Origin of the sequence: Aggregatibacter actinomycetemcomitans DSM 8324, assembly GCF_000372365.1 — a bacterium.
GTDB lineage: Bacteria > Pseudomonadota > Gammaproteobacteria > Enterobacterales > Pasteurellaceae > Aggregatibacter > Aggregatibacter actinomycetemcomitans.
Map to the genome: position 1 here is coordinate 116,401 of NZ_AQUU01000006.1, position 7,433 is coordinate 123,833.

The window sequence follows — 7,433 nt, forward strand, 5'->3', positions numbered from 1 at the left end:
CAATTAAAAACCACAAACAAACGTAGAACCCAATATTATGATCCCCGAACTTGGTTTTATTTCCCTTCTTCTCGCCACCATGAGCGCGTTGCTCCTCGCGGTAGTGCCGCAGCTTGGGCTTTGGTTGCGTAAGCCGGCGCTTACCCAATTGGCGTGGGGCTTAAGTTACTGCTTCGGGTTATTCACGCTGGCGCCTATTTCCATATTAGCATACTCCTTTGCGGCGGATGATTTTACGTTGGAATATGTCGCCGCCCATTCCAATTCCCAACTGCCGACCTTTTTCAAAATCGCCGCGACCTGGGGCGGGCATGAAGGTTCCATGTTGTTTTGGTTGTTTTCGCTTTCTGTTTGGGTGGTGTTGTTTGCGTTATTTAACCGAAAAAACGACCGCACTTTTGTGGCGCAAAGTCTGGTGATTTTGGGGCTGATTTGCTTTAGTTTCGCCGTGTTTATCGTCTTTTTCTCTAATCCGTTCGGACGAATTTTCCCGGCGCCGTTGGAAGGGCGGGATTTGAATCCGATGTTGCAGGATGTCGGTTTGATTTTTCACCCGCCGTTGCTTTACCTCGGTTACGTGGGCTTTGCAGTGAATTTTGCCATCAGTATTACCGCCTTGCTTCATCAGCATTTGGAACGCCAGATTGCTCAAATCATGCGGGCTTGGGTGTCGGTGTCATGGTTGTTTTTAACTTTGGGCATTGTGCTTGGCGCCTGGTGGGCGTATTACGAACTGGGCTGGGGAGGTTGGTGGTTCTGGGATCCGGTGGAAAATGCGTCGCTCATGCCGTGGTTGCTCGGCTTGGCATTGTTGCACAGTTTAATCGTCAGCGAAAAACGCGGAATTTTTAATTACTGGACGACCTTATTTTCCTTGTTGGCATTTGCCTTCAGCGTATTAGGCACGTTTATCGTGCGCTCCGGCGCGCTTACCTCCGTACACGCTTTCGCTGTGGACAGCCAACGCGGCTCGGCATTATTACTGATTTTCTTCCTGCTCACCGTGGGTTCTCTCGGTTTATTCGCGTTCAAAGCCAATTTGCAGCAACGCCGCGTCAAATTAACGCTGCTTTCCAAAGAAAGTGCGGTGCTTTTTTTGAATGTTTTATTGAGTATCGCCACCGTTAGCACCTTTCTCGGCACCTTTTATCCCATGCTGTTCCAAGCCATGAATTGGGGTTCCATTTCCGTCGGTGCGCCTTATTTCAACAGTATTTTCTTGCCGCTGCTTACGCTGATTTTAATCGCCATGGTGTTTTCCCTCGGCTTGCACTGGGCGAAGGCGGACAAAGGCATTTTGTTTAAACGCGCGGCGTTGTTACTGCCGTCTTTGTTGATCGCTTATTTTATGATTCGTCAGGTGATGCAAAACGACAGCGCTTTGCAGTTTAACCTGACGGCATATTTTCTGTTCACCTTGGCGATCTGGCTCTTATCGGCGACCTTATGGCAAAATTGGTGCAAGTTAAGTGTTTCCCGTTACGCCATGATTTTCGCCCACAGCGGCGTTGCCATTGCGACCATGGGCGCGGTGATGAGCAGTTACTTCGGTAGTGAAATCGGCGTGCGTTTGTCGCCGCAAGAGAGCCAAACCTTGGGGCAATTTGATTTTCGATATACGCGTTTCTCCAGTGAAATCGGACCGAATTTTACCGCTGAAGTGGCGGATTTTCATGTCACGGCGAACGGTAAACCTTATGCTGATTTGCAGCCGGAGCGCCGTTATTATGATGTGCGTACTATGACCATGAGCGAAGTGGGGCTTGCCGGCGGGTTTTGGGGCGATTTGTATATTGTGATGGGCGATCCGCTCGGCAAAGGCGAGTTTACCTTCCGCCTGCATTACAAACCGCTGATTCGCTGGTTATGGCTAGGCGGTGTGTTAATGGCGTTCGGGGCGTTGTGTTCCCTATTGACGATGAAGCGAAAAGGAAAGCGTGATGAATAGAAAAGTGATTTTTTTCCTGCCGTTAATTTTATTGCTCGGTGTGTGCGTGCTATTGTTGGCGGGGTTGCATCAGGATCCGAAAAAAATTGCCTCCGCTTTAATTGATAAGTCTGTGCCGGAATTTTATCAGGCGAATTTGCTGGATAACCGCCAAACGCTCAGCCCCAAGGATTTTCCGAAACGTCCCTTTCTGATAAATATTTGGGGCAGTTGGTGCGGTTATTGCCAACAGGAACATCCGTTGTTGATGGAATTGGCACAGGAAATGCCTATTGTCGGCGTGGATTATCGCGATAAACCGCAAAACGGCATTGAAATGCTGCAACGGATGGGTAATCCTTATGCGTTAGTGATTGATGACAGTCGTGGCGAGCTGGCGTTGAAGCTGGGCGTAGATGGCGCGCCGGAAACCTATTTAGTGGACGCCGACGGTATTATTCGTTACCGTCATTCGGGTTTATTGGATCGTGAAACCTGGCAAAATACGTTTGTACCTCAACTTAATCGGTTAATGCAGCCATGAAACGATTTCTCGCGTTATTTTTTTTATTGATCAGCGTCGGTGCTTTTGCCGAAATGGTGGATACCTTTGAATTCCACAATCCGGCAGATCGTGCGCGCGCGGTGGAATTAGCAAAATCTTTGCGCTGCCCGCAATGTCAGAATCAAAATCTGGTGGAGTCCAATTCTCCTATCGCCTATGATCTGCGCCTTGAAGTGTATAACATGGTCAAGGAAGGCAAAACCAATCAGCAAATTATTGATGCCATGACGGTACGCTTCGGCAATTTTGTGAATTACAAACCGCTCTTTCAGTGGAACACTGCATTGCTTTGGCTGTTGCCGGCGGGGTTGCTGTTAATGGCGTTTGGGTTGATTTGGAATTCTGCCCGCAGTTCATCAAGCCTGAAATCTGAAAAACAACTGGCAAATCCACCGCACTTTCATGCCATTCAAGAGAAAAGTGCGGTCAAATTTGAACGTAAATCTACGCTCATTGTTTTCACGTTATTGCTGATCGTACCCCTAGTTTATTACTTCTCTCTGGATCGCTTCGCCCGTGCCAAACAAGGGGAACGGGCACAAATCGCGCAGTTGAATCATCAAATTGAAACGCCGGAAGAAAACAAAACGGAAGCGATTATCGGCAAACTGCAGGATAAATTACGGCAAAATCCGAATCATGGAGAAAACTGGATAAAGCTGGGCGATGCTTATATGCAAAACAATGATTTTGACAGCGCATTAATTTGTTACACCAACGCGGAAAAAATCGAAGGGCGCAAACCGGCCATTTTAGGGTTAATGGCGATGTCGTTATATCTTCAGGAAAATCAGCAAGTTACGCCACAGGTGCAACAGCTGGTAGAGGAGGTTTTGACGCAGGATCGCAAAGAGGTATCGGTTCTGTCCCTTTTGGCGGCGGAAGCCTTAAAAACGCGGGATTATTCCACCGCACTTGATTATTGGCAGCAAATTCTAGATTCGGGCAATGCCACGGTGGATCGTCGTGCGATCATTCAGAAAATGAAAATGGTGGATTTTATGCAGAAGGGGAATATGCAATGAGTCGAACCGTCAGCCATGAGACCCTCATTATCGGCGCCGGGGCGGCAGGCTTATTCTGTGCGGCACTGTTGGCAAAGTGCGGTGGAAACGTCCGGATTTTAGATAACGGGAAAAAAGTCGGGCGGAAAATTTTAATGTCCGGCGGTGGGTTTTGTAATTTCACCAATATGGAGATGTCTTCGGACCGCTATCTCAGCCAAAATCCGCATTTTGTGAAATCGGCATTGAAACGCTTTACCCAGTGGGATTTCATCGGCTTGGTAGCGGACTACAGCATTGCTTACCATGAAAAAGAACTGGGGCAGTTGTTTTGCGATAACGGCGCGGAAGACATTGTCAATATGCTGTTGGCGGAATGCAAAAAGTACGGCGTGGAAATTACGCTACGACAACATATTACCTCCGTGGAAAAAACGGCGGACGGTTTTTGCGTCACCACTAACGGCGAGACCTTACATTGCCGAAATCTGGTTGTTGCGACGGGTGGTTTATCTATGCCGGGGTTGGGCGCAACGCCTTTCGGGTATCAGCTCGCACAACAATTCGGCATTAATGTCATTGCGCCCCGTGCCAGTTTGGTGCCTTTTACCTGGCGCGAATGCGATCAGTTTTATGCCGCCTTATCGGGCATTTCCTTAGATGTGGCGGCGACCAATCGGCACAAAACCTTTACTCATCAAATGCTGTTTACCCACCGCGGTTTGTCCGGGCCGGCGATTCTGCAAATTTCCAATTACTGGCAACCGGGTGAAAGCATCCATCTGGATTTATTGCCTTATCAGGATATTCGCCATTATTTAGATGATCTGCGTCAATCATCGCCGAAATTGCAGTTAAAAACTGCATTAGCCCGTTTGTTGCCGAAAAAATTGGTGGAGCTTTGGCTTGACCAAGGGCTTTTGCAGGATGAGGTGCTTGCCCGGCTCAGCAAAGTGCGGTTAGAAAATCTGGTAAATTTAATTCACAACTGGCAGTTCGTACCTAACGGCACGGAAGGTTATCGCACGGCGGAAGTCACCATGGGCGGCGTGGATACTCATGCGATTTCCTCGAAAACCATGGAAAGTAATCAAGTGGGCAGCTTGTATTTTATCGGCGAAGTGCTGGATGTGACGGGCTGGCTCGGCGGCTATAACTTCCAATGGGCGTGGAGTTCCGCCTATGCCTGTGCGCAAGCGATTGCCGATAAAGGATAAAAAATGCCGTCGTGATGACGGCATTTTTGTTTGGGAAGCACTTATTCGGCAAGTTCCGTTTGTTGGAGAATAGGATTCTGTTAATGTAAAGCAGCCTGCAATTTGAAAACAAATGTACAGACTGCTTTTTAGCTTCGCAGAAGCCAACGCTTTCAGGTAACCTTTAAAGGTCGTCTGAAAGCGATACAGCTTGGCAAGCTACGCTACCGAACGGCACCGTCAGCGGTATTCAGGCTGCCACATTGCGTCCTGCACAGCTTGCACCCAGTTGTCGGAGGTGTTGGCGGCAACGCCGTCTTTCACTGCTTGTTTCGCTACAGCAACTGCCACGGTTGCGGATGACGCGCGCAGATTGTCCACCGGAGGCAGCAGGGATGCGCCTTCGTCCTGTGGGTTCACTTGCGATGCCACGGCTTCGGCGGCGGCAAGAAGCATGCCGTCGGTAACCTGTTTCGCGCCGGAGACGATCACGCCCAAACCTAAGCCCGGATAAAGCATGGCGTTGTTGGCTTGTCCGATTTGGTAGTTCACGCCTTTATAAGGAACAGGCGGAACAGGAATACCGACAGAAATTAACGCTTTACCGTCAGACCATTGAACCGCGTCGGTCGGCATGACCTCGATTCTCTCCGTCGGATTAGACAGCGGCAGCAAAATAGGTCGTTCAACGCCCGCACACAGGGCTTTCACCACATCTTCAGTAAACGCGCCGTGATCGGTGGATGTGCCGATTAAAATGGTCGGTTTGACCTGTTTGACCACTTCCAATAAGCCGATTTTGCCGTCGGTTTTCGCCCACGCGGCAGCTTCGGCAGCGGGGCGGGCATATTCCTGCTGATAATCCGGCAGGTTCGGCATATCGTCGGTAACCAAGCCGTTGATGTCTATCAGCCATACGCGTTTTTTGGCTTCCTCGCGGGACAGTCCGTCGCGCTGCATTGCCGCGCTGATTTGGTCTGCCATGCCCGTACCCGCCGTACCCGCGCCATAAACAACCAGACGCTGTTCGGCAAAGTTTTGTTTGGTTACTTTCAATCCGGAGAATACTGCCGCCATCACAATCGCGCCCGTCCCCTGCATATCGTCGTTGAAAATACGGTAGTGGTCGCGGTTTTCCACCAAAATGCGGCGAGCATTGGACGGACCGAAATCTTCAAAGTGCAGCAGCGCATTCGGGAACAGTTCCGCCGCTGTTTTCAGGTATTCGGCAATCATCGCGTCGTAGCGTTCGCCGCGCACGCGGGCATGGCGGTTACCGAGATATGCGGGATCGCTGAGCAGGGCTTCGTTATCTGTGCCGACATCAAGGTTCACGGCAATGGCGCGGGCGGGGTCAATCCCTGCGGCAGCAGTGTAAACCGCCAGCTTGCCGACGGAAATATCTGTACCGTTCACGCCCCAGTCGCCGATGCCGAGGATTTCTTCCGCGTCCGACACCACAATCAGATCCACATCGTCCGCACCCAATCCCAAGGTTTCAAAGGATTCACGGATGGCTTCGGGATGGTTGATATCCAAATAAACCGCACGCGAACGGCGGTAGTCGCGACTCCATTTTTTAATCGCTTCGCCCACGGTCGGGTCGTACACAATCGGCAGCATTTCCGCCAAATGGTCGGTCAGCAGTTTGTAATACAGCACTTCGTTGCGGTTGTGCAGTTGGTCGAGAAAAATATATTTTTCAATATCTTCGGCGTAAGAAGAGAATTGGCGGTAGGCGCGCGCGGCTTGCTGGTCGAGAGTCTCCACCGCTACGGGCAGGCGTCCGGTCAAGCCGTATTTTTTTCGTTCTTCGGCGGTAAACGCCGTGCCTTTGTTGGTCAGCGGGTTTTGCAGAATTTCAGGGGTTTTGCTCATAGCGTTGTTCTCCTAATTGATTGAACGGGAAATCCCCATTCTTATTCTATACCAAACTTTATAGGTTGACTAAACATATTAAAAAGTCCTTAATTCGGTCAAAAAAATTCGCCATTATTTCAACCTTTAAAGTTGAATAGGCTACTCAAAATGAACATCAATCTAAATCACGGAGAAATCAACAAACGAATTGGCAAAGCCATTGCCAAACAGCGCCAACAAAGCGGCTACACGCAGGAACAGGTGGCGGAAATGCTGGAAATCGGCAACGAAGCCGTCTCGCGCATGGAGCGCGGTCTGATTATGCCCAACGTGGTGCGCTTAATCGAACTGGCGGAAAAAGACCGCCAACTGATGCTGGATTTTCTCGACAGCTTCGCTCGGCGGCTGAAACAGGAGTAAGGCAAAACGATAAAGTCGTTTGAAATGCAGGTTTCCGACGGCGTGGCAATGTATGTTGGGTCATGATCCGACAATTACTTACCCGCTGTTTCAAACAACATCAATGATTCGGTGGGCAAGAGGGTATACCTTACGCTAAAAGTGCGGTCAAAAAACGTTGAGAATTTTGACCGCACTTTGATCTGCCCCCCAAAAGTTGGACAGGTTAGTTAACTTAAATATTGAGCTCGGTATTGCACCGGGCTTAATCCTTTTAAATCAAGTTTAATTCGTTCTTGGTTGTAATACACCAAATATTCTTCAATTTCCGCCTGTAATTCGGCAATCGAAGTATAAGTGCGTGAGTAAAAACACTCAGATTTTAATATCGCAAAAAAGCTTTCAATCACCGCATTATCATAGCAATTCCCTCGGCGACTCATACTTTGTATCGCCTTGCCTTCCAACATCTTTACCCATTC

7 protein-coding genes are annotated in these 7,433 nt (G+C 49.4%); 5 read left to right on the forward strand and 2 right to left on the reverse strand.

Going from position 1 to position 7,433, the window contains the following annotated elements:
• Positions 1-37: 37 nt before the first annotated feature.
• The 4 genes from nrfE to A3CS_RS0104880 are packed head-to-tail and all read left to right on the forward strand — an operon-like array spanning position 38 to position 4,713.
• Positions 38-1,948, forward strand: a complete 1,911-nt coding sequence (nrfE, locus tag A3CS_RS0104865; RefSeq protein WP_005568601.1) for a heme lyase NrfEFG subunit NrfE — start codon at positions 38-40, stop codon at positions 1,946-1,948.
• Complete coding sequence (locus A3CS_RS0104870; protein WP_012821113.1) at positions 1,941-2,471, forward strand: DsbE family thiol:disulfide interchange protein; 531 nt, start codon at positions 1,941-1,943, stop codon at positions 2,469-2,471. The genes nrfE and A3CS_RS0104870 overlap by 8 nt, the downstream gene beginning before the upstream one ends.
• The gene (gene nrfF, locus A3CS_RS0104875) at positions 2,468-3,517 is read left to right on the forward strand and encodes a heme lyase NrfEFG subunit NrfF (RefSeq protein ID WP_005546537.1); all 1,050 of its coding nucleotides are present in this window, start codon (positions 2,468-2,470) and stop codon (positions 3,515-3,517) included. The genes A3CS_RS0104870 and nrfF overlap by 4 nt, the downstream gene beginning before the upstream one ends.
• Complete coding sequence (locus tag A3CS_RS0104880) at positions 3,514-4,713, forward strand: BaiN/RdsA family NAD(P)/FAD-dependent oxidoreductase (protein ID WP_005546539.1); 1,200 nt, start codon at positions 3,514-3,516, stop codon at positions 4,711-4,713. The genes nrfF and A3CS_RS0104880 overlap by 4 nt, the downstream gene beginning before the upstream one ends.
• 219 nt (positions 4,714-4,932) lie before the next feature.
• Here the strand turns inward: A3CS_RS0104880 and A3CS_RS0104885 are convergent, their stop codons facing one another.
• Positions 4,933-6,570 (reverse strand): NAD-dependent malic enzyme, encoded by a 1,638-nt coding sequence (locus tag A3CS_RS0104885; protein ID WP_019518282.1) that lies wholly within the window; start codon positions 6,568-6,570, stop codon positions 4,933-4,935.
• A 150-nt stretch (positions 6,571-6,720) separates the two neighbouring features.
• Between A3CS_RS0104885 and A3CS_RS0104890 the strand changes: the two genes are divergently transcribed.
• Positions 6,721-6,972, forward strand: coding sequence for a helix-turn-helix domain-containing protein (locus A3CS_RS0104890; protein WP_005546544.1), 252 nt, complete (start codon positions 6,721-6,723; stop codon positions 6,970-6,972).
• Positions 6,973-7,181: 209 nt separating this feature from the next.
• On the opposite strand, the gene A3CS_RS0104895 is transcribed toward A3CS_RS0104890, so the two are convergent.
• Positions 7,182-7,433: IS3 family transposase (locus A3CS_RS0104895; protein ID WP_019518283.1), on the reverse strand; the 252-nt coding region annotated here is incomplete at its 5' end.